The organism is Goekera deserti, from assembly GCF_010685995.1.
GTDB lineage: Bacteria > Actinomycetota > Actinomycetes > Mycobacteriales > Geodermatophilaceae > Goekera > Goekera deserti.
Map to the genome: position 1 here is coordinate 167,466 of NZ_JAAGWK010000005.1, position 19,456 is coordinate 186,921.

At 75.5% G+C, this 19,456-nt stretch carries 24 protein-coding genes; 7 read left to right on the forward strand and 17 right to left on the reverse strand.

The window, feature by feature from the left end; genetic code table 11:
• Positions 1–106: 106 nt before the first annotated feature.
• The 3 genes from G1H19_RS02310 to G1H19_RS02320 are packed head-to-tail and all read left to right on the forward strand — an operon-like array spanning position 107 to position 2,853.
• The gene (locus tag G1H19_RS02310) at positions 107–865 is read left to right on the forward strand and encodes a sigma-70 family RNA polymerase sigma factor (RefSeq protein ID WP_202925934.1); all 759 of its coding nucleotides are present in this window, start codon (positions 107–109) and stop codon (positions 863–865) included.
• Complete coding sequence (locus G1H19_RS02315; protein ID WP_152732051.1) at positions 862–1,800, forward strand: DUF5667 domain-containing protein; 939 nt, start codon at positions 862–864, stop codon at positions 1,798–1,800. Before G1H19_RS02310 ends, G1H19_RS02315 begins: the two co-directional genes overlap by 4 nt.
• A 51-nt stretch (positions 1,801–1,851) precedes the next feature.
• A complete protein-coding gene (locus G1H19_RS02320; protein ID WP_152732050.1) occupies positions 1,852–2,853 on the forward strand; it encodes an HAD family hydrolase in 1,002 nt (333 codons plus the stop codon).
• Positions 2,854–2,859: 6 nt separating this feature from the next.
• Here G1H19_RS02320 and G1H19_RS24305 read toward each other — a convergent pair whose 3' ends face one another.
• From G1H19_RS24305 to G1H19_RS02365, 10 genes are all read right to left on the reverse strand, one after another.
• Positions 2,860–3,669 carry a GNAT family N-acetyltransferase gene (locus G1H19_RS24305; RefSeq protein ID WP_202925935.1) on the reverse strand — a complete coding sequence of 270 codons (810 nt, stop codon included), beginning with the start codon at positions 3,667–3,669 and terminating at the stop codon, positions 2,860–2,862.
• Positions 3,651–4,424: a hypothetical protein gene (locus G1H19_RS24310; RefSeq protein WP_202925936.1), complete on the reverse strand. Its 774-nt coding sequence runs from the start codon at positions 4,422–4,424 to the stop codon at positions 3,651–3,653. The genes G1H19_RS24305 and G1H19_RS24310 overlap by 19 nt, the downstream gene beginning before the upstream one ends.
• Positions 4,425–4,441: 17 nt before the next feature.
• On the reverse strand, positions 4,442–5,347 hold the full coding sequence (locus G1H19_RS02330) for a lysophospholipid acyltransferase family protein (protein WP_152732048.1): 906 nt from the start codon (positions 5,345–5,347) through the stop codon (positions 4,442–4,444).
• On the reverse strand, positions 5,340–6,446 hold the full coding sequence (locus tag G1H19_RS02335; RefSeq protein ID WP_152732046.1) for an NAD-dependent epimerase/dehydratase family protein: 1,107 nt from the start codon (positions 6,444–6,446) through the stop codon (positions 5,340–5,342). Before G1H19_RS02335 ends, G1H19_RS02330 begins: the two co-directional genes overlap by 8 nt.
• A gap of 4 nt (positions 6,447–6,450) precedes the next feature.
• A complete protein-coding gene (locus G1H19_RS24935; RefSeq protein WP_456071372.1) occupies positions 6,451–6,615 on the reverse strand; it encodes a 30S ribosomal protein bS22 in 165 nt (54 codons plus the stop codon).
• Positions 6,616–6,877: 262 nt separating this feature from the next.
• Complete coding sequence (locus G1H19_RS24940; RefSeq protein WP_235910613.1) at positions 6,878–7,225, reverse strand: helix-turn-helix domain-containing protein; 348 nt, start codon at positions 7,223–7,225, stop codon at positions 6,878–6,880.
• Positions 7,226–7,692: 467 nt separating this feature from the next.
• Positions 7,693–8,538, reverse strand: a complete 846-nt coding sequence (gene proC / locus G1H19_RS02350; protein ID WP_235928163.1) for a pyrroline-5-carboxylate reductase — start codon at positions 8,536–8,538, stop codon at positions 7,693–7,695.
• The gene (locus tag G1H19_RS02355; protein WP_162393125.1) at positions 8,535–8,681 is read right to left on the reverse strand and encodes a hypothetical protein; all 147 of its coding nucleotides are present in this window, start codon (positions 8,679–8,681) and stop codon (positions 8,535–8,537) included. The genes proC and G1H19_RS02355 overlap by 4 nt, the downstream gene beginning before the upstream one ends.
• A gap of 287 nt (positions 8,682–8,968) precedes the next feature.
• A complete protein-coding gene (locus G1H19_RS02360) occupies positions 8,969–9,736 on the reverse strand; it encodes a hypothetical protein (protein ID WP_152732044.1) in 768 nt (255 codons plus the stop codon).
• Positions 9,736–10,680 (reverse strand): Ppx/GppA phosphatase family protein, encoded by a 945-nt coding sequence (locus G1H19_RS02365; RefSeq protein WP_152732042.1) that lies wholly within the window; start codon positions 10,678–10,680, stop codon positions 9,736–9,738. Before G1H19_RS02365 ends, G1H19_RS02360 begins: the two co-directional genes overlap by 1 nt.
• 87 nt (positions 10,681–10,767) lie before the next feature.
• Between G1H19_RS02365 and G1H19_RS02370 the strand changes: the two genes are divergently transcribed.
• The gene (locus G1H19_RS02370; RefSeq protein ID WP_174277983.1) at positions 10,768–11,595 is read left to right on the forward strand and encodes a hypothetical protein; all 828 of its coding nucleotides are present in this window, start codon (positions 10,768–10,770) and stop codon (positions 11,593–11,595) included.
• Here the strand turns inward: G1H19_RS02370 and G1H19_RS02375 are convergent.
• A complete protein-coding gene (locus G1H19_RS02375; protein ID WP_152732039.1) occupies positions 11,497–12,618 on the reverse strand; it encodes a helix-turn-helix domain-containing protein in 1,122 nt (373 codons plus the stop codon). The two genes, G1H19_RS02370 and G1H19_RS02375, sit on opposite strands and share 99 nt — an antisense overlap.
• A gap of 81 nt (positions 12,619–12,699) precedes the next feature.
• Here G1H19_RS02375 and G1H19_RS02380 point away from each other — a divergent pair, with 81 nt between their 5' ends.
• Both G1H19_RS02380 and G1H19_RS02385 read left to right on the forward strand, forming a co-directional pair.
• Positions 12,700–12,906, forward strand: coding sequence for a hypothetical protein (locus G1H19_RS02380; RefSeq protein WP_152732038.1), 207 nt, complete (start codon positions 12,700–12,702; stop codon positions 12,904–12,906).
• Between the two features lie 10 nt (positions 12,907–12,916).
• Entirely contained in the window at positions 12,917–13,144 is a 228-nt protein-coding gene (locus G1H19_RS02385; protein WP_152732036.1) for a DUF3072 domain-containing protein, read from the forward strand.
• Positions 13,145–13,339: 195 nt separating this feature from the next.
• Here G1H19_RS02385 and G1H19_RS02390 read toward each other — a convergent pair whose 3' ends face one another.
• Together G1H19_RS02390 and G1H19_RS02395 are read right to left on the reverse strand one after the other, a co-directional pair.
• Entirely contained in the window at positions 13,340–14,020 is a 681-nt protein-coding gene (locus tag G1H19_RS02390; protein ID WP_152732034.1) for a response regulator transcription factor, read from the reverse strand.
• Positions 14,017–15,504, reverse strand: a complete 1,488-nt coding sequence (locus G1H19_RS02395; RefSeq protein WP_162393126.1) for a sensor histidine kinase — start codon at positions 15,502–15,504, stop codon at positions 14,017–14,019. Before G1H19_RS02395 ends, G1H19_RS02390 begins: the two co-directional genes overlap by 4 nt.
• A gap of 175 nt (positions 15,505–15,679) precedes the next feature.
• On the opposite strand from G1H19_RS02395, the gene phoU reads away from it, so the two are divergent.
• Positions 15,680–16,342, forward strand: coding sequence for a phosphate signaling complex protein PhoU (phoU, locus tag G1H19_RS02400; protein ID WP_162393127.1), 663 nt, complete (start codon positions 15,680–15,682; stop codon positions 16,340–16,342).
• A 51-nt stretch (positions 16,343–16,393) separates the two neighbouring features.
• Here the strand turns inward: phoU and G1H19_RS02405 are convergent, their stop codons facing one another.
• The 4 genes from G1H19_RS02405 to mshA are packed head-to-tail and all read right to left on the reverse strand — an operon-like array spanning position 16,394 to position 19,441.
• Positions 16,394–17,149, reverse strand: coding sequence for a phosphoglyceromutase (locus G1H19_RS02405; RefSeq protein ID WP_152732032.1), 756 nt, complete (start codon positions 17,147–17,149; stop codon positions 16,394–16,396).
• Between the two features lie 16 nt (positions 17,150–17,165).
• On the reverse strand, positions 17,166–17,465 hold the full coding sequence (locus G1H19_RS02410) for a hypothetical protein (RefSeq protein ID WP_152732031.1): 300 nt from the start codon (positions 17,463–17,465) through the stop codon (positions 17,166–17,168).
• A gap of 42 nt (positions 17,466–17,507) precedes the next feature.
• Positions 17,508–18,077: a type III secretion system chaperone family protein gene (locus G1H19_RS02415; protein WP_162393128.1), complete on the reverse strand. Its 570-nt coding sequence runs from the start codon at positions 18,075–18,077 to the stop codon at positions 17,508–17,510.
• Positions 18,074–19,441, reverse strand: coding sequence for a D-inositol-3-phosphate glycosyltransferase (gene mshA, locus G1H19_RS02420; RefSeq protein WP_235928164.1), 1,368 nt, complete (start codon positions 19,439–19,441; stop codon positions 18,074–18,076). Before mshA ends, G1H19_RS02415 begins: the two co-directional genes overlap by 4 nt.
• Positions 19,442–19,456: the final 15 nt, after the last annotated feature.

Here is a 19,456-nt window from a genome sequence, read left to right on the forward strand (position 1 = left end):
GGCAGCACCTGCGCAGGTGCGCCCCGGTCCACCGGTGCGCGTCGGCGGGGGCGCGGCAGGAGCACCTCCCGGTCCGGTGCACGAGCAGAGGAGGCCCGCACCCGCGATGCGCAGCTCCAGGCCCCCGGGAACCGAGCGCTCCGCCGCCGGCCCGCCGCCGGCCGTGCCGGCCCCGCGCTCGACGGAGTCCGCGCTCGGGTGGCGCCCCTCCCCCACGTCCCGCCTGTCCGCCCACGCCGCACCGCCGTCCGACACCACGCTGCCGTCCGACACCGCGCCGGCGCCTGGCACCGCCCCGCCGTCCGGGGACGAGGACGGCCAGGAGGCGGTCTGGGCGCTGGTCACCCGGGCCCAGGAGGGGGACGGCGAGGCGTTCGGTCAGCTCTACGACCGGTACGTCGACATGGTCTTCCGGTTCCTCTACCACCGGGTCGCCGACCGCTCGACCGCCGAGGACTTCACCAGCGAGACCTTCACCCGGGCGCTGCGGCGCATCGACTCGCTCAGCTTCCAGGGCCGCGACGTGGGCGCCTGGCTGGTCACCATCGCCCGCAACATCGTGCTGGACCACGTGAAGAGCAGCCGGTACCGCCTGGAGGTGTCCACCGCGGACATGCGCGACGCCGACCGGGCGACCGCCGGCCCCGAGGACGCCGTGCTGCAGGGGCTGACCAACGAGCAGTTGCTGGCCTGCGTCGCCCAGCTCGCGCCCGACCAGCAGGAGTGCATCGCGCTGCGCTTCCTGCAGGGGATGTCGGTGGCCGAGACCGCCGCCGCCATGGGCCGCAAGGACGGCGCCGTCAAGGCCCTGCAGCACCGGGCCGTACGACGGCTGGCCGGCCTGCTGCCCGAGGGCCTGCGGTGAGCGACCCGGTCGAGGAGGCGCTGCGGACCCGGCTGCAGGCGCTGGGGGCCGGGCTCGACGACGCCCCGGCACCCGCCTTCCGCGCCGAGGCCCGGGCCCGGCTGGTCGCCATGGCCGCGGTGCGCACGCCGTCGGCGCCGGTGTCCCGGCTGCGGCGGCTGACCTCCCCGCGCCTGCCGGGCCGGTGGCGCACCCGGGTCACCGCGGGCCTCACCGGCGCGGCGCTGACCGTGACGGCCCTGGGCACGCTGGTCGCGCTGTCGCAGGACGCGACCCCCGGTGACCTGCTCTACGGCCTCAAGCGCGGCAGCGAGCAGACCGAGCTGGCCCTGGGCGACGACTCCCGCGGGCTGACCCTGCTCGGCTTCGCCACCACCCGGCTGGCCGAGCTGGCCGCGCTCGCCGGCGACGGCCCGGCGGCGCTGCCGGCCGGCACCGGGCCGCTGGCCGCCGGCGTGGACGCCGACCTGGTCGTGGACACCCTGGAGACGATGGACGCCCAGACGATCGAGGGCTCCCGGCTGGTCACCACCGGTGTCGCCGACAGCGGCGACGTCGCGGGGCTGGACGTGCTGGACCAGTGGACGGTCGCGCAGCGGGCCGGCCTGGCGGCGCTGGAGGGCCGCCTGCCGGCCGGCGCCGAGGCGCGGGTGACCGAGTCGCTCGGCGTGCTGGACACGGTCGCCGGCCGCTCGGCGGCCGTCCGCGCGGCGCTGACCTGCCCCGCCGGTACGTCGGTGGACGGCATCGACCGGTGGGGGCCGGTCCCGGTGCCCTGCGCCACCCCGGCCCCGCCCGGCGGTGCGGCCCCGGGACCCGGTACGCCGCCGGCCGCGCCCGCCACCCCGACCAGCGACCCGGCACCCGGCGAGGTCCCCGGCGGGGGTCCACCGGCGCCCGGCGGTACCGCGGAGCCCTCCGAGGTGCCGCGCTAGGGTCGGCTGCCAGCAGTCGGACCGACAGGGGGTGGAGGAGTGGCCCGGATCATGTTCCGTGGCGCGCGCGCCCGCATCGGCTCCGGCACCGCCGACCCGGAGGCCCGCGCGCTCGCCGCCGGCAACGCCTCCGCGGCCGCGGCGGAGGTCGAGCCACCCGCCGCCGTCACGCCCGACCTCACGGCTGCCGCCTTCTTCGACGTGGACAACACGATGATGATGGGCGCGTCGCTGTTCTGGTTCGCCCGGGGTCTCGCCGCCCGCCAGTACTTCGACGGCCGCGACGTCGCCTCCTTCTTCTGGCAGCAGGCCAAGTTCCGGATCGCCGGCAGCGAGAACGCCGCCGACATGCACACCGTGCGGGACAACGCGCTGGCCTTCGTCGCCGGCCGCTCGGTCAGCGAGATCGAGGGCGCCGGCGAGGAGATCTACGACGAGCTGATGGCCGACCGCATCTGGCCGGGCACCCGCATGCTGGCCCAGGAGCACCTCGCCGCCGGGCAGCGCGTCTGGCTGGTGACGGCGACGCCGGTGCAGCTGGCCACGGTGATCTCGCACCGGCTCGGCCTCACCGGCGCACTGGGCACGGTGTCCGAGGTGGTCGACGGCAAGTTCACCGGCCGGCTGGTCGGGGAGATGATGCACGGCGAGGCGAAGGCGCAGGCGGTGCGCGCGCTGGCCGAGCGGGAGGGCCTGGACCTGTCCCGCTGCACCGCCTACAGCGACAGCTCCAACGACCTGCCGATGCTCTCGCTGGTCGGCCGGGCGGTCGCGATCAACCCGGACGCCGAGCTCAAGGCGGTCGCCCGGTCCCGCGGCTGGGTCGTCAAGGACTACCGGACCGGGCGCAAGGCGGCCCGGATCGGGGTGCCCACGGTCGGCGCGGCCGCGCTCGGGGGTGGCGTGGTCGGCGGGGTGCTGGCCCTGCGGCGGGCACAGCGCTGGCCGTTCCAGGCGCCGCCGCCCCCGCCGCTGCCCCCGCCGCCGGTGACCTGGCGCTCCGTGGCGCTGCAGCTGGCCACCCGCCGGCGCGACGTGGGCCTGCCCGGCTGATCGGCGTCACCCGCACCGCGGCAACGCGGCGCGCGGGTGGCTGCGGTAGTGGTACCGGGCCAGAGTGCCGAACCCGGCGCGCGCGTACAGCCGTCCGGCGGCGGCGTTGCGCTCCTCCACCTGCAGGTAGAGGCCCCGGCAGCCCCGTGCTGCGGCCCAGCCGGCGAGTGCGGCGAGCACCGCCCGCCCCGCGCCGCGCCGGCGGGCCGCGGGCAGCGTCGCCATGCCGAAGACCCCGGCCCAGCCCCGGTCGGCGACGGCCCGGCCCACTGCCACCGGTCCGCCGTCCAGGTGCGCGGTGACGTACCAGCTCGGCGCCGTGACACGCGCGAGCGCCCGCCGCTCCGCGGCGACGTCGGCGTCCGGGCCGCGCACCGCCCACCAGGCGGCGGTCGGCTGCTCGCTGCCGTGCGCCAGCACCTGCCGCGGCGGGTCCGCGGAGACCCCGGCGACCTGCAGCAGCGTGCTGCCGTGCCGGCGCCAGCCGCGCCCGGCGAGTTCCCCGTCCAGCCCGCTCGGGCAGCCGGGGCAGACCTGCACCAGGGCCGGGGCGGCCCGGTCGGCGTAGAACGCCTCGACCGCTGCCACGCCGGACGCCAGCCCGGCGTCCGGCACCCCGCCGTGGGCGAGCGTGGCCCCGGACCACCACGGCCCCTCGCCGGCGTGCCGCAGCCGCCATCCGTGCCGCACCTGCTCCTCGGCCGCGGGCAGCGCGTCCGCGGCGCGGTCCAGCAGCTCCCCCGGGCCGGCGTCCGGCCACCGACCGGGGCTCGTCGGCCGCGCACCAGGGCCCCGCGTCAGCGCGAGCCCGTCCACTGCCGCACCTGCGGCGCCAGGGCGGCGAGTCCGGCCAGGAGGCAGGAGCAGCAGAGCAGGCCGCGCCACGACCAGTCCCCGCCGGGGGTGGCGACCACGACGACGACCGCGGTGAGCGTCAACGCAACGATCATGAGCCCGACCCCGCCCCGGCGCAGCAACCGGACGCTGGCCGTGATCACGAGCGCGGCAGCGATCAGCGGCGGCCCGTAGAAGAGCAGTCCGGACGGCTGCACCAGGGCCCACGGCCGGAGCACCAGACCACCGGCGAGGTAGGCCGGAGCCGCAGCGGACACCCCGGCCAGCACGAGGGCCGTCACCATCGCCGGTGGCGTGCGCCGGACGCCCACCGGCCCCGCGGCCACGCCGGTGGCCCACTGGCGCACGCCCGGCAGCAGCCCCAGCACGACGACCGGGACAGCGGGCCAGGACAGCTGCGGCAACAGGTACAGCCCACCAGCGCCGACGCCGTCCGCGACGACGCCGGCGAAGGTCAGCAGGGCACCGGGGGCGTTGGTCAGCACCACGGGCAGCCATCCGCGCCGACGCAGGAGGCGGACGGCCGCCCACAGCTGCACCGGAGCCCACCCCAGCAGGACGTACTGCCACACCGGGACGGCACCCCACGAGCCACCGGCCCAGGCGCTGATCGCGACGCCGAACAGTGCCTGGAACTCCGTCAGCACGGCTGACAGGACCCCGAGCACGCCTGCGACGACGGCCGGCACGGGCGGGCCGGTCCGTGTGTCGGTCACCGCGTCGGTCATCCCGGTCAGCTGAAGACGGACCGCCGCTGCAGGAGCAGCTCGTACAGCGAGTGCTGGATGGTCTCGCGCACCTGGTCGGTGAGGTTGAAGACCAGCATCGGGTCCTCGGCGGCACCGGGGCCGTAGGAGGCGGTCTCGATCGGCTCGCCGAAGGCGATGAACCACTTGGAGGGCAGCGGCACCGCACCGACCGGGCCCAGCAGCGGGAACGTCGGCGTGATCGGGAAGTAGGGCAGCCCGAGCAGCCGCGCGAGGGTCTTGGCGTTGCCTATCATGGGGTAGATCTCCTCCGCGCCGACGATCGCGCACGGGATGATCGGCGCCCCGGTGCGCAGCGCGGCACTGACGAAACCGCCCCGGCCGAAGCGCTGCAGGGTGTAGCGCTCGCTGAACGGCTTGCCCACGCCCTTGAACCCCTCGGGGAACACCCCGACGAGCTCGCCCTCGGTCAGCAGCCGCTCGGCGTCCTCGTTGCAGGCGAGCGTGGCACCCATCTTGCGGGCCAGCGCACCGAGCACCGGGACGTCGAACACCAGGTCGGCGCCCAGCAGCCGGAACCGCCGGGCTGCCGGGTGCTCGTCGCGCAGCGCCACCGTGGTCATCAGCGCGTCGACCGGGATCGTGCCGGAGTGGTTGGCCACCACCAGGGCCCCGCCGGCGTCCGGCACGTGCTGCAGGCCCACGGTCTCCACCCGGAACCAGGAGCGGAACAGCGGCCGCAGCGACGGCATGACGACGTGGTCGGTCAGGTCGGGGTCGAAGCCGAACTCGTCGGTGTCGTAGTCGCCGGTCAGGCGACGGCGGAGGAACTCGATCCCGCCGGCGACGTGGTCGTCCCAGGAGCGCACCGGCGCCGGGGCGCCGATGCCGTCGTCCTCGGGACGCAGGGGGATGACCTGGGCCTCAGGCATCGCGCACCGCCCGCAGTGGGATGGACGGCGGCGCCGGACGGCGCCGCTCGGCGACGGACTCGCTCACGCGGGCCAGCCCGTCCAGCAGGCTCAGCGCACGGCCCGCGACCCCGTCGACCAGGGCCGGCGGCACCACCGGCTGCACCGTGCGGGCGAAGTCGGCCAGCGCGGCGACTGTCGTGTAGCGGGGGGTGTAGCCGAACTCCTCGCGCAGCACCGTGGTGTCCACGACCCGGCCGAAGTTCAGGAAGCGCATCTGCTCCGGCGAGTAGTCGACGAGGCTGCCGCCGCGGGTCAGCCGGCCGATGGAGCCCATCGCGGGGGTGGGCAGCGGGACCGGCACCCGGCCGACGCGCCGGATCGCCTGGGACAGCAGCAGCGTGCCGTCCCCGCCGACGTTCACCGTGCCGGTGAAGTCCTGCGTGGTGGCGCGGGTGAGCACCGCGAGGGCGTCGTCCTCGTGCAGCAGCTGCACCCGGGCGTCGTAGCCGAGGGCCGTGGGCACCAGCGGCATGCGGAAGAACGTGGTGAGCAGCGAGTCGATGCGCGGGCCGATGAAGTTGGTGAACCGCAGCACCGCGACGTCGACGTCGGGGCGGCGGCGGGCGAAGGAGCGCACGTACCCCTCGATGTCCAGGCTGTCCTTGGCGAAGCCCCCTCCGGGGACGCGCCGGGCCTGCATCGACTCGGTGAACACGGCCGGGTCGCGGGAGCTCGCCCCGTACACGGCGCTGGTCGACTTCAGCACGAGCCGGCGCACCGAGGGCGCGGCCTGGCAGGCGGCGAGCAGCTGCATCGTGCCGATGACGTTGAGTTCCTTCATCGACGTGCGTCCGCCGGAGCCACCGGGGGTGGCGCTGATGTTCATGTGCACCACGGTGTCGACGGAGGCACCCGTGATGACCTTGCCGATCAGCGGGTTGCGGATGTCGGCCCGGACGAACTCGGTGCGGCCCAGGCGACGCAGCACCTCGGGCGAGGGGGGGACGGTGTCCACCCCGATGACGCGCTCGATCGAGCTGTCCGCGGCGAGCTCGCCGGCCAGCGCGCCGCCCAGCCACCGGCTGACACCGGTGACCAGGACGACCGCAGGCGGCATGGGACTACTTCTTGTTGCGGCGCTGGACGCGCGTCTTCTTCAGCAGCTTGCGGTGCTTCTTCTTCGCCATGCGCTTGCGGCGCTTCTTGATGACTGAACCCATGGTGGTGCTCCCGACGTCGTGGTCGCGCGGTGCCCAGGCGGTGACCCGGAGGTCAGGCCGGACCACCCCGGCGAGGTGATCAAGTCGACGGTGTCCCGCCCTCGCGGGCGGTGACCGAACGAACGGCCAGCGTACCCGGCGCCGTCCCGGTGCGGTCCGGCAGGCGCTGGACCCACTCCCGACAGCACGCGCGACGGACCCAGCCGGCCCGTGTGCTCGAGCCGCTCCTCCCCGGGACCAGCCTCCGCACCAGCGGCCGCCCACTCCCGGCCCCGGCGCAGGGCCCCGCCCCGGGCGTGCGAGGGGTGAGGGGCAACAGGGTCCTTCCTCAGGCGATGTCGGTGTACGCGTCGCGCAGGTAGTCCTGGACGGCGCGCTCCGGCACCCGGAAGGACCGGCCGACACGGACGGCGGAGAGCTCGCCACCGTGCACGAGGCGGTACACGGTCATCTTCGAGACGCGCATCATCGCGGCGACCTCGGCCACGGTGAGGAACGTGACGGCGGCGCGCTGCGGCGGGGCGACGTTCGGGCGGCCCACCGGCATCGCGGCGGGGTGCTGCGCGGGGACGGGGCGGGCGACGGCAGCGGCGTTCATCGGACGGCCGCCCATGGGGCGGGGTCCGGCGTTCAGCGGGCGGTGCGCGGGCATCGGCTGGCGCTGGGGCATGGTCATGTCGGTCATCTCCGTTAGCACGGATCGGGCCGCCGGCTTCCCCACCGGCGGACGGGACACGTACGTGCTGGAGATGAACCTAGGGGTCGCGTGTGACTCATGCGATGGGTGAAACGAACAGGTAGTGAGGGGATGCCTGGTCAACACCTGACCGCGCAGAGGCACCCACCACTCAATACGGCGAGTCGAAGCCGAATCCGTGCCCCTTCGTGACTCTCCGTCGACAAATCGGCGGGTCGACCGAGGACCAAAGACCCTGGCTGCCCCGTTACCCGACTGGCTCTGCTGCCACACGGGTCGTGCGCTGGCACTTTCTCGATCGAACCGTGCGTCCCACTAGCATCAGCGAACACATCTGTACCCGCCGGGTACGACACGCGTGTAGTTCTGCCAGTGTCCCGTGGGCGGGGTGGGCGCTCCTGGGCCCACCCCCGGAGCCCCGACGAGCCGGACACCGCCCCGGACGGTCAGGTCGCCGAACGGCCCAACTGGACCGAGCGGTCATGGGCGGCCTCGATGGCAGCGATCAGCGCCGCCCGTACCCCGTGCCGCTCCAGCTCGCGCACCGCCGCGATGGTGGTCCCGCCGGGGCTGGTCACCGCCTCGCGCAGCCGCACCGGGTGCTCGCCGGAGTCGCGCAGCATCACCGCGGCGCCCAGCGCGGTCTGGACGATCAGGTCGGCGGCGAGGTCCCGGGGCAGGCCCAGCAGGATGCCGGCGTCGATCATCGCCTCGACCAGGTAGAAGAAGTAGGCCGGACCGCTGCCGGACAGGGCGGTGACGGCGTCCTGCTGCGACTCGGGCACCCGGCGCACCTGCCCCACCGGGGAGAGCAGCGCCTCGGCCTCGTCCAGGTGGGCCTCGGCGGCGTACCGGCCGGCCGACAGCACGCTCATGCCCTCGTCGACCAGGGCCGGCGTGTTCGGCATGACCCGGACGACGGGCGTCCCGGTCGGCAGCGCGGCCTCCAGCCGGCTGGTGGGCACCCCGGCGGCCACCGACACCACGAGGTGCTGCGGACCCACGTGCGGGGCCAGCTGGACCAGCAGACCGTCGATGTCCTGCGGTTTCACCGCGAGCAGCAGCACCCGCGCCCCGGCGGCCGCACCGGCGAGGTCGGCGGTGCCGATGCCGTAGCGCCCGGCCAGCTCGGCCGCGCGGGTGACGCTGCGCTCGACGACGACGATGCCCGCGCCGCCGCCCTGCCGCACCAGACCGGACAGCAGGGCCTCGCCGATCTTGCCGCCGCCCACGACCGCCAGCCCGCCCACGACCACCCCGGGGCCGCCGGCGCCCTGCGCCGGGGCGCTCACGCGGCACCTCGGGGGCACAGGTGGACCCGTTCCGCGGGCAGGACGGCGTCGGGCATGAGCAGCTCCCAGGTGTGCGGTGGGCGGGCAGTGGCGTGCCCGGCGGCGAGGTCGACGGCCAGCGCCATCCCATCCGCGCCGGGCACGCCCAGACCGTAGTGCGAGCCGGCGGGGCGCCCGCCGCGCGGATCAGGTCGAGGAGCGGATCGGGGCGGGGAGAGCAGCCCCGCCGCGCCGTTGGAGGCGCACCGGGCGACCGGCTCTCCGGTCGACCCGCTGGCGATCACGTAGGCCGGGCCGCCCCCGCCCGCACGAACACCCTGCCCCCCGCGGCCACTTCCGCGGAAAGGGCCGGACCACCCGCGGCCACTTCCGCGGAAAGGGCCGGACCACCAGCGGCCACTTCCGCGGAAAGGGCCGGACCGCCGGCGGATCAGGTCGGGGAGAGCAGGCCTGCCGCCGGGACGATGACCAGCAGCGTGCCGGCGAAGAGCAGGACCAGGAGCAGCGGGAGGCCGACCGGGCCGCGACCGCGTCGCTGCCGCCACCAGCCGACCCCGCCGACCAGCCCGGTCACCGCCAGCGGTGCCGCGACGACGGCCGCGTAGGGGGCCAGGTCCCACAGCAGGCTGAACACGTAGTGGACGGCGATGCCGACCGCGGCGGCCGCGACGATCTCCAGGCCGAACCGCAGCCAGGCCAGCACCCCGGCCAGGCCGGTGAGCGGTTCCTCGTCCTCCTCCTCGGGCGCCAGGCTCTCGCCCGCGGCGGCCGCGGCGGCCAGGGCGGCCCGCCGCTTGCGCTCGGCAGCCCGCTGCTCCTCCGTCCACACGGTGCGCGGGCCGGTGGTCGGGGCGCGCCGGTCACCGGACGGCGGACCGGGCACCTCCGGCTTGCGGGAGACACGGAGGCCGTCGATCGCCTCGGTGGTCGGCTCGGCGCGGGCGAAGGCCGTCGTCCCGGTGGCGGGCAGCACCGGCGGGACGACGTCGGTGGCACGGCGTCCGTAGACCACCTTGCCGGGGCCGGTCAGCGGCTCACCCTCGGGGAAGAAGCGGCGCTGGGCGGCGGGGTCGACGCCGTCCCGGGGCTCGGGGTCGGTCGAGCGCCGACGGCGGCCGGGCCGCGTCGGGGCGTCGACGCCGGCCTCCCGGAGGATGTCGGCCAGCGACCTCCCCGGGTCGGTCTGCTCCCCTGCCATCACGCTCCCTCGATCTGGTCCAGTCGACGCAGGATGACACCTTCGCGCAGTGCCCACGGGCAGACACGGACGAACGGTACGTCCACGGCACGCATGGCGGCCTGCGCCACGACGGCGCCCGCGGGCACCTGGTGGGCGCGGTCCACCGACACCCCCTGCAGCTCGGCCAGCGCGGAGGACTCGATCCGGGAGACGAAGCCGACGAGCTGCTCCAGCCCGGCCAGGCTGAGCTGCCGGTCCACGCGCAGGCCGGCGTCGTACGGCGCGGCGCCGGTGAGCCGGGCCAGCGTGCGGAAGGTCTTGGAGGTGGCGACGGCGACGTCCGGCTGGCCGGCGCTGCGCAGTCGCTTGGCGGCCGGTGCGAGCAGCCGCTTGGCATAGACGTCGAGCGCGGCGAGGGCTTCCAGGTCGGGCCGGCCGCCGTCGTGGGCGGCGGGCAGGAACCGGCGGGTCATCCGGCCGGCGCCCAGCGGCAGGGACAGCGCCACGTCGGGCTCCTCGTCCAGGCCGGCGGCCAGCTCCAGCGAGCCGCCGCCGATGTCCAGCACCAGCAGCCGGCCCGCGCTCCAGCCGAACCAGCGGCGCACGGCGAGGAAGGTCAGCTCGGCCTCCTGCTCACCGGACAGCACGGTCAGCTCGACACCGGTCTGCTCCCGCACCCGGCGCAGCACCGCCGGGCCGTTCTCGGCGTCCCGGATGGCCGAGGTGACGAAGGTGAGCAGCTCCTCGCACTTCTGCTCCTCGGCCTGCTGCACCGCCCGCTGCACGGCCGCCACCAGGCCCTTCTCCCCCGCCTTGGACAGCATCCCGTCGGCACCGACGTGCTCGGCGAGCCGCAGCATCGACTTGTCGTCGTGCATCGGCGTCGGGTGCGCACCCCGGTGGGCGTCGACCACCAGCAGGTGCACGGTGTTCGAGCCGATGTCGAGGACTCCCAGGCGCATGGGGTCAGTCTGCCGTGCGGTGGCGCCGCGCCGTCCGGCCCGGTGGTCGCCTCCCGGACCGGCGGCACCCCGTGCTTGGCTGGGAGCGTGCAGGAGGACCCGCCCGAGGAGGTGCCGCTGGACTTCACCCGCGAGTGGGTGGAGTTCACCGACCCGGCCGAGCCGGCCCACCTGGTCCGCGCCGACCTGACCTGGCTGACGTCTGCCTGGACCTGCGTCTACGGCCGTGGCTGCGCCGGGGTCGAGACCGGTCGCCCGGACGACGGCTGCTGCAGCCACGGCGCCTTCCTCACCGACGACGACGACGTGCGCCGGGTGGGCGCCGCCGTCGCCGAGCTGACCCCGGCGGACTGGCAGCGGCACGGCACCGCGCCGTGGGTGGAGCTCGAGGAGGCCGAGGACCCCGACGACGACTCCGACGACGGCGCGGGCGAGCCGCGCACCCGGCGGGCCGACGGCGCGTGCGTGTTCCTCAACGGCCCGGACCACCCGGGTGGGGCCGGCTGCGCGCTGCACGCCCTGGCGCTGCGCACCGGACGCCACCCGCTGGAGACCAAGCCCGACGTCTGCTGGCAGCTGCCGGTGCGCCGGGAGCAGGAGTGGGTCGACCGGCCCGACGACACCCGGGTGCTGCGCACGACCGTGGGCGAGTTCGACCGGCGCGGCTGGGGCCCCGGCGGGCACGAGCTGCACTGGTGGTGCACCGGGGCGCCGGCGGCGCACGTGTCGCCGGAGCCGCTCTACGACACCTACGCCGCCGAGCTCACCGCACTGCTCGGCCCGGCCGCGTACGCGGAGCTGCGCCGGCTGGCGGGCTCACGCCTGGACCAGGGCCTCGTCGCCCCGCACCCGGCCAGCCCCCCGGCCCGCGGTGGCGCCGTGCCCGTCGAGCTGCTGCGCCGCCGACCCGGCTGAGGCCGCCGATCCGACCGAGGCAGCCGACCCGGCGGAGGCAGCCGGCCCGGCCGGGCCGGCGCTGCGGAAGGTCTGCCGGTAGGCCCGCGGCGGCACCCCCCGGCGGCGGACGAACTGGTCGCGCAGGCCCGCGGCCGTCCCGAAGCCGACCAGGCGGGCGATCTCCTCGACCGGTGCGTCGGTCTCCTCCAGCAGCGCCTCGGCGGCGGCCAGCCGCTGGGCCAGCAGCCAGGCGTGCGGCGTCGTCCCGGTGGCGGAGCGGAAGCGGCGGGCGAAGCTGCGCGGACTCATCAGCGCCCGGCGGGCCAGCTGCTCGACGGTGACGTCCTCGGCGAGGTGGCCACGGGCCCAGTGCAGCACCACCCCGAGCAGGTCGTCCTCGCAGCGGGCGACGGGGGCGTCGATGAACTGCGCCTGGCCGCCGTCCCGGTGCGGCGGCACGACCATCTCCCGGGCCAGTGCGTTGGCGGCGGCGGCGCCCCACTCCCGGCGCACCAGGTGCAGCAGGGTGTCGACCCCGGCCGCCGTGCCGGCGCCGGTGATCACCTGCCCGCAGTCGACGTAGAGCACCGCGGGGTCGACGTGCACGGCCGGGTACCGCGCGGCGAGCTCGCCGGCGTAGCGCCAGTGCGTGGTGGCGCGGCAGCCGTCGAGCAGCCCGGCCGCCGCGACGACGAAGGCCCCGGTGCAGTGGCTGACCAGCACGGCGCCGCGGGCGTGCGCGGCGCGCAGCGCGTCGAGCAGCTCCGGCGGCGGCGCGACGTCGACCAGCTCCCAGGCGGTCACCATCACGATGTCGCTGTGCGCGAGGCGCTCGAGTCCGTGGTCGACCTGGATGCCGATGCCCGTGTCGGTGCGCAGCAGCCCCGGACGTGGCGTGACCAGCGCGAAGTCGAACGCCGGCAGGCCCATCTCCCGCCGGTCGTAGCCGAACACCTCGGCGGACACGCCCAGGCCGAAGCTGCCGACGAGACCGTCGGCGACGACGGCGCTGACCACGAGCGGGCGATCCGGTGCTGGCATGCCGACATCATGGCAGCTTCCTTGCGATCATGGTCGGTCCTGCCACTCGTCCGGCGCGGTCGACCGGCGCACGCTCCTCGCATGTTGCTGATCACCTGCCCCGTCACCCACACCGACGAGCTCGTCGCCGAGCGGCGCGTCCGGTCGGTCACCAACCACCCGACGCACGTGGCGATGGAGGTCGAGTGCCCGTGCGGGCAGCTGCACGTGTACCGCACCGGCCGCCGCTGGGAGGAGGCCCGGGCGCGCGTCGCCGCTCGGGCTGCGGAGGCGCCCGTCCCGGCGTAGCTTCGAACACATGAGCGAATCCGACGCACCCGTGAACTCCGGCCAGCAGGGCGACCCGACCGCGGAGAAGGACCCGCACGACTGGGTTACCGGCGAGGAGCCCGCCACCGGCGCCCAGCAGAGCTACCTGCACACCCTGGCCCGCCAGGCCGGCGAGGACGTGCCCGACGACCTGAACAAGGCCGAGGCCTCGATGAAGATCGACGAGCTCCAGCAGGAGACCGGCCGCGGCAACTGACCGCCGGCCCGGCCGGCCCGCGCCAGGACCACCACCGCCGCAGGCGGTCGGTCCGGACGGCGGGCCCGCCGGGTCCACCTCCGGACCGACGGGAAGCGCTCAGCCCAACCCAACCCGGCACCTCGCACGCGACCCGGCCCCGCTGCAGGGTCCCTCCGCGAGCGTGCTCGTGGTGGGGGGCAGCGGGGTCCTCCGTCAGACCTCGAACTTGTAGCCCAGGCCGCGCACGGTGAGCAGGTACTGCGGGTTGGCCGGGTCCGGCTCGACCTTGGCCCGCAGTCGCTTGACGTGCACGTCGAGGGTCTTGGTGTCCCCGACGTAGTCCGAGCCCCAGACCCGGTCGATGAGCTGGCCCCGGGTGAGCACCCGCCCGGCGTTGCGCAGCAGCAGCTCGAGCAGGTCGAACTCCTTGAGCGGCAGCGAGACGGGCTCCCCGGCGACGGCGACCACGTGCCGGTCGACGTCCATCCGCACCGGCCCGGCGGCGAGCGCGCCGTCCTCGCTGGGCTCGGGCTCGCCGCGGCGGCGCAGCACCGCGCGCATCCGGGCCACCAGCTCACGGGCGGAGTAGGGCTTGGTGACGTAGTCGTCGGCGCCGAGCTCGAGGCCGACGACCTTGTCGATCTCGGTGTCCTTCGCGGTGAGCATGATGATCGGCACGGCGCTCTTGGACCGCAGCGTGCGGCAGACCTCGGTGCCCGGCAGGCCGGGCAGCATGAGGTCCAGCAGCACGATGTCGGCGCCGCCCCGGTCGAACTCGGCGAGGGCGTCGGGCCCGTTGGCCGCGACGACCGTCTCGTAGCCCTCCCGCCGCAGCATGTAGGACAGCGCATCGGAGAAGGACTCCTCGTCCTCCACCACGAGCACTCGCGTCATGACCGTCCCTTCGTGCGTGCCCGGCTCTCGGACACGGGGTGTGCTCCGGCGACGCCGTCCTGCTGGCCGTCGTCGCCCGTCCCGGTGGTGGCGGGGACGCCGGCGTCGCGACGCCGCTCCTCCGCCTGGTGGTCCTCCGCGGCAGCGGCGCGGTCGGTGTCGGCCCAGCGCGGGCCGGTCACGGCCTCGTCGCGCTGGGGCACCGAGACGCCCGGGTGCTCGTCGGCCGGCTGGTCGGTGGCCCGCCGGCCGCGCTGCTCGGACCCGACCGCCGCGCGCAACGCGTCGAGGTGCCGGGGCCCGCGGGGGGTGGGGGCACCCGGCCCGCCCGGTGCCGGGGGCGGCTCCGCCGGGGCCAGCGGGATGCGCAGCGTGAACGTGGACCCGAGGCCCTCCTCGCTCCACACGGTCACCGAGCCGCCGTGGTTGGTGGCCACGTGCTTGACGATCGCCAGCCCCAGACCGGTGCCTCCGGTGGCGCTGGCCCGCGACTGGTCGACCCGGTAGAAGCGCTCGAAGACCCGACCCCGGTCGCTGCGCGGGATGCCGATGCCGCTGTCGGTCACCGCGATCTCGGCGAAGCCGGCCCGGGCCCGCGCACCGACGGCGATCTTCCGTCCGGCGGGTGAGTAGGCGACCGCGTTGGCCAGCAGGTTGGTGACCGCGGTGGCCAGCTGGGCCTCCACCCCGCGCACGACCAGGTCCGGGCCGGAGCCCACGGCGAGGGTGATGCCCTTGGCCGCCGCAGCCAGCCGGGTGCGGTCCACGGCCTCGGCGACCACGTCGTCGACGCGCACCGGGGCGAGGTCCGGCATCGGCTCGGCGCCCTGCAGCCGGGAGAGGTCGATCAGCTCGCGCACCAGCCGGGACAGCCGGTCGGCCTCGTGGCTCATCCGGGCGGCGAAGCGGCGCACCGTCTCGGGATCGTCGGCCGCGTCCTCGGTGGCCTCGGCGAGCAGCGCCAGCGCGCCGACCGGCGTCTTCAGCTCGTGCCCCACGTTGGCCACGAAGTCGCGGCGGACGGCCTCGACCCGGCGGGCCTCGGTGACGTCCTGCAGCACCAGGCCCACCGGTCCGTCCGAGCGGCCCGCGGTGGTGTCCAGCCGCATGCCGTGCACGCCGACCATGCGGGGGCCACCGCCGACCAGGTCACCGGGCAGGGCGACGTCGGCCCGGTGGCTGCCGCCGGCGCGGACCGCGCGGGCGACGTCGAGCAGGTCGTGCACCAGCAGCCGGTCGTCCCGGACGATGCCCAGCGCCCGCGCCGACGGGTTGGCGATGAGCACCTGGTCGTCGGAGGCGAGCAGGACGACCGCGGGGTCCATGTGGTCGACCAGGCGCCGAACCAGGGAGGTGTCGCCGACCGGGCCGGCGGCCGGGTCGGCGCGGCGGTCGGCCGGGGACGCCCAGGGGTGGGACAGCAGCAGGGCGGCAGTCCCGCCGCCGAGCAGCAGGCCGACCGCCAGGGCGATCAGCGGGTGCACGCCTGTGATGCTAGAGGCCCGCCAGCAGCGGGCATCGCCCGTCGGGGGGCCCCGGCGGGCCCTGGGGCGCACTGTTCACGGCCGGGACGGCCATCGTTCACCTCGCCGGTCGGCCCGGCGGCCGGGGGTTGCCTACCCTCGGTGTACACCGTCGGTGCACCACTGAGGAGACCCCGTGCGGGAGAGCTACCGCGAAGAGCTGGACGACATCAACCACTGCCTGGTGGAGCTGACGAACTCCGTCGGGTCCGCCATGAGCACCGCCACCACGGCCCTCCTGGACGCCGATGTCGCCCTCGCCGACCTGGTGATCGCCGGCGACGCGCACATCGACGCCGTCCGGGTGTCGGTGGACGAGCGCTGCTTCACCCTGCTGGCCCGCCAGCAGCCGGTGGCCACCGACCTGCGGGCGATCACCACCGCGATGGCCACGGTGCAGGACCTGGAGCGGATGGGCGACCTGGCCCAGCACATCGCCAAGGTGGCGCGGATGCGCTTCCCGGAGCCGGCGGTGCCGCAGGAGGTGCGGCCGGTGTTCCTCGAGGCGGGGCACGTGGCCGAGAGCCTGGTGGCCAAGACCGGCCGGGTCATCGCCAAGCGCGACGTCGACGCCGCGATGGAGCTGGAGGCCGAGGACGACCTGATGGACAAGCTGCACCAGCAGCTGTTCCGCGAGCTGCTCAGCGACGACTGGCCGCACGGGATCGAGTCGGCCATCGACATCACCCTGCTCGGCCGCTACTACGAGCGGTTCGCCGACCACGCCGTCAGCGTGGCCCGCCGCGTCGTCTACCTGGTCACCGGCGAGCGCCCGATCGCCCTGGCGCCGTCCAGCTGACACCCGCGCACGACGGGCCCGCACCCCCTCGGGGCTGCGGGCCCGTCGTCGTCACTTGCCCTGGTTCTTCACGGCCTCGATCGCGGCCGCGGCGGCCGCGGGGTCCAGGTACTGCCCGCCGGTGGTGACCGGGCGCAGGTCGTCGTCCAGGTCGTAGCGCAGCGGCACCCCGGTGGGGATGTTCAGCCCGACCACCTCGGCGTCGCCCATGCCGTCCAGGTGCTTGACCAGCGCGCGCAGGCTGTTGCCGTGCGCGGTGACCAGCACGGTGAGCCCGGCGCGCAGGTCCGGCACGATCGCGTCGTACCAGTACGGCAGCATCCGGACGACGACGTCGGCGAGGCACTCGGTGGCCGGCCGGGCCTCCGGCGGCAGGAACGCGTAGCGCGGGTCGAGGTCGTTGCTGAACTCGCTGCCGGGCTCGATCGGCGGCGGCGGGGTGTCGTAGGAGCGCCGCCAGGTCATGAACTGCTCCTCGCCGTACTGGGCGAGGGTGGCGGCCTTGTCCTTGCCCTGCAGCGCGCCGTAGTGCCGCTCGTTGAGCCGCCACGACCGGCGCACCGGGATCCAGCTGCGCTCCGCGGTTGCCAGCGCCAGCTCGGCGGTGTTGATCGCCCGCCGGAGCAGCGAGGTGTGCAGCACGTCGGGCAGCAGACCGTTCGCGGCGAGCAGCTCGCCACCGCGCGCCGCCTCGGCCCGGCCCTTCTCCGACAGGGGCACGTCGACCCAGCCGGTGAAGAGGTTGGCCTTGTTCCACTCGCTCTCGCCGTGGCGGAGCAGCACCAGAGTCCCAGTCACGTGCGCCATCCTGCCGGACCGCCGCTCAGCCCGTGAGGTACGGCCAGTACAGGTAGAGCTCGAACAGCCCCGGGGGCACCAGCCCGACCAGCAGCCAGGGGCTCAGCGGCCGCCTCCGCGCGCCCCAGCGCACCACCGCGACGACGCCGACGCTGCAGGCCAGGCCCAGCACACCCCACGCGAGGGTGGCCACCGTGTCCGGCCGCAGGAACTGGCTCACCACCAGCCGCACCGCGCAGAACAGCATCGGGTAGACCAGCGCCGAGGCGGCCACCACGCTCACCAGCAGCCGGGTCTGCCGCTGCTGCTCCGCCGTGTCCCGCACCGCACCCCACGCTAGCGCCGCGGACCGCCGCACGGGGCCGACCTACCGGTGGGACACCGGCCGGTCGTCGTCGGTCTCGTCGGGCCGGGAGTAGTGCGTGATCGGCCGGGGGGTGCGTGCCGGGTCGGCGAAGGCGGCGAACGCCTCCAGGTTGGTCAGCGGCTCACCACGGGCCACCCGCCAGTCCCACTCCTTGCGGATGGAGGTGCCGAAGCCGATCTCGAGCAGGGTGTTGAAGTGCTCGTCGGCGTAGGTCAGCACCGAGCCCAGGATCGTGTCGATCTCCTCCGGGGTGATCGAGCCGTGGCCGAGCCGGCCGGTCAGGTAGACGTCGCCCACCGGGTCGATCGAGTAGCTCACGCCGTAGGTGCGGGCGTTCTGCTGCAGCAGGTACGCCCACATCTGCTCACGGTTCTCGTCCGGCTGCCGGCAGACGAACGCCTCGACCCGCAGCGCGTGCTCACCGACGATGAGCCCGACCACGGTGCGCAGCTTCTTCACCCCGGGCAGCGTCACCAGGAACTTCCCGGTGGCGGGCTGCTCGAACTCCAGCCCGCTGTCGCGCAGGGTCTGCTCGACGACGGCGCACAGCTCCGCCAGCGGCCGGCTCACCGGGCCACCCGCACGCCGGGGAGCGCGGTACCGGGAGCCAGGGCGGAGGGCACGGCGCGGACGGCGGGACGCAACCGCTCCCGGCGTCCCCGCACCTCGGCGGCGGCCAGCTCGGCGCCGGCGGCGGTGTAGGCCGCCACGAGGGACTCGGCGGTGCGGTCCCAGCTGAACCGGCTGGCGTGCCGGCGCGCCCCGGCCGACAGCAGCTCGCGCTGGGCGAGCACGCTGCGCACCGCGGTCGCGTAGTCGGCCGGGTCGTGCCCGGCGACCAGCACGCCGGACACGCCGTCCTCGACGGCGGTGGTGAGCCCGCCGACGGCCGCGGCGACCACCGGCGTGCCGCAGGCCTGCGCCTCCAGGGCGACCAGGCCGAAGGACTCGTTGTGGCTGGGCACCACGGCCACGTCGGCGGCCCGGTAGTACTGGGCCAGCTGCGCGGGCTGCTGCGGGGCCACGAAGCGCACCCGGTCGGCGATCCCAAGGCGGGCGGCGAGCTCCTGCAGCTTCTGCGGCTCGGTCAGCCCGGACCCGCTGGGCGCACCCACCACCAGCACCCGCAGCCTGTCCCGCAGCGACGGGTCGTCGGCGAGCATGCGGGCCGCGGCGTGCAGCAGCACGTCGGGCGCCTTCAGCGGCTGGATGCGGCCGACGAACAGCAGCACGACGTCGTCCGGGGCGAGGTCGACCTGCTCGCGGGCGCGCGCCCGGTCGGCGGGCTGGAAGCGGTCCAGGTCCACCCCCGGGGGCACGACGACGACGCGGCGCGGGTCGGCGCCGTACCAGCGCACCAGCTGGCGGGCCTCCTCGTCGGTGTTCGCGATGAGCCGGTCGGCCTCGGCGACCACCTGCTCCTCGCCGATCACCCGGGCCCGCGGCTCGGGTGCGTCGCCCTCGGCCAGCGCGGCGTTCTTGACCTTGGCAAGGGTGTGCGCGGAGTGGATCAGCGGCACGCTCCACCGGTCGCGGGCCAGCCAGCCGACCTGCCCGGACAGCCAGTAGTGCGAGTGGACGGCGTCGTAGAAGCCCGGCTCGTGCTGGGCCTCCTCGCGCAGCACGGCGGCGGTGAAGGCACACAGCTGGGCGGGCAGGTCGTCCTTGCCCAGGCCCTCGAACGGGCCGGCGTTGACGTGCCGCACGGTCACCCCGGCGGTCAGCTGGGCCACCGGGGGCAGGTCGCTGGAGGTGGCGCGGGTGAACACGTCGACGGCGATGCCGCGGGCGGCCAGCCGCCGGGACAGCTCCACGATGTAGACGTTCATCCCGCCGGCGTCCCCGGCACCTGGCTGGTCCAGCGGGGACGTGTGCACCGACAGCATCGCCACCCGGCGGGGTGTGCGGGCACGCAACAGGCGCGGTCCTGGCACGCGGACCTCCAGCTC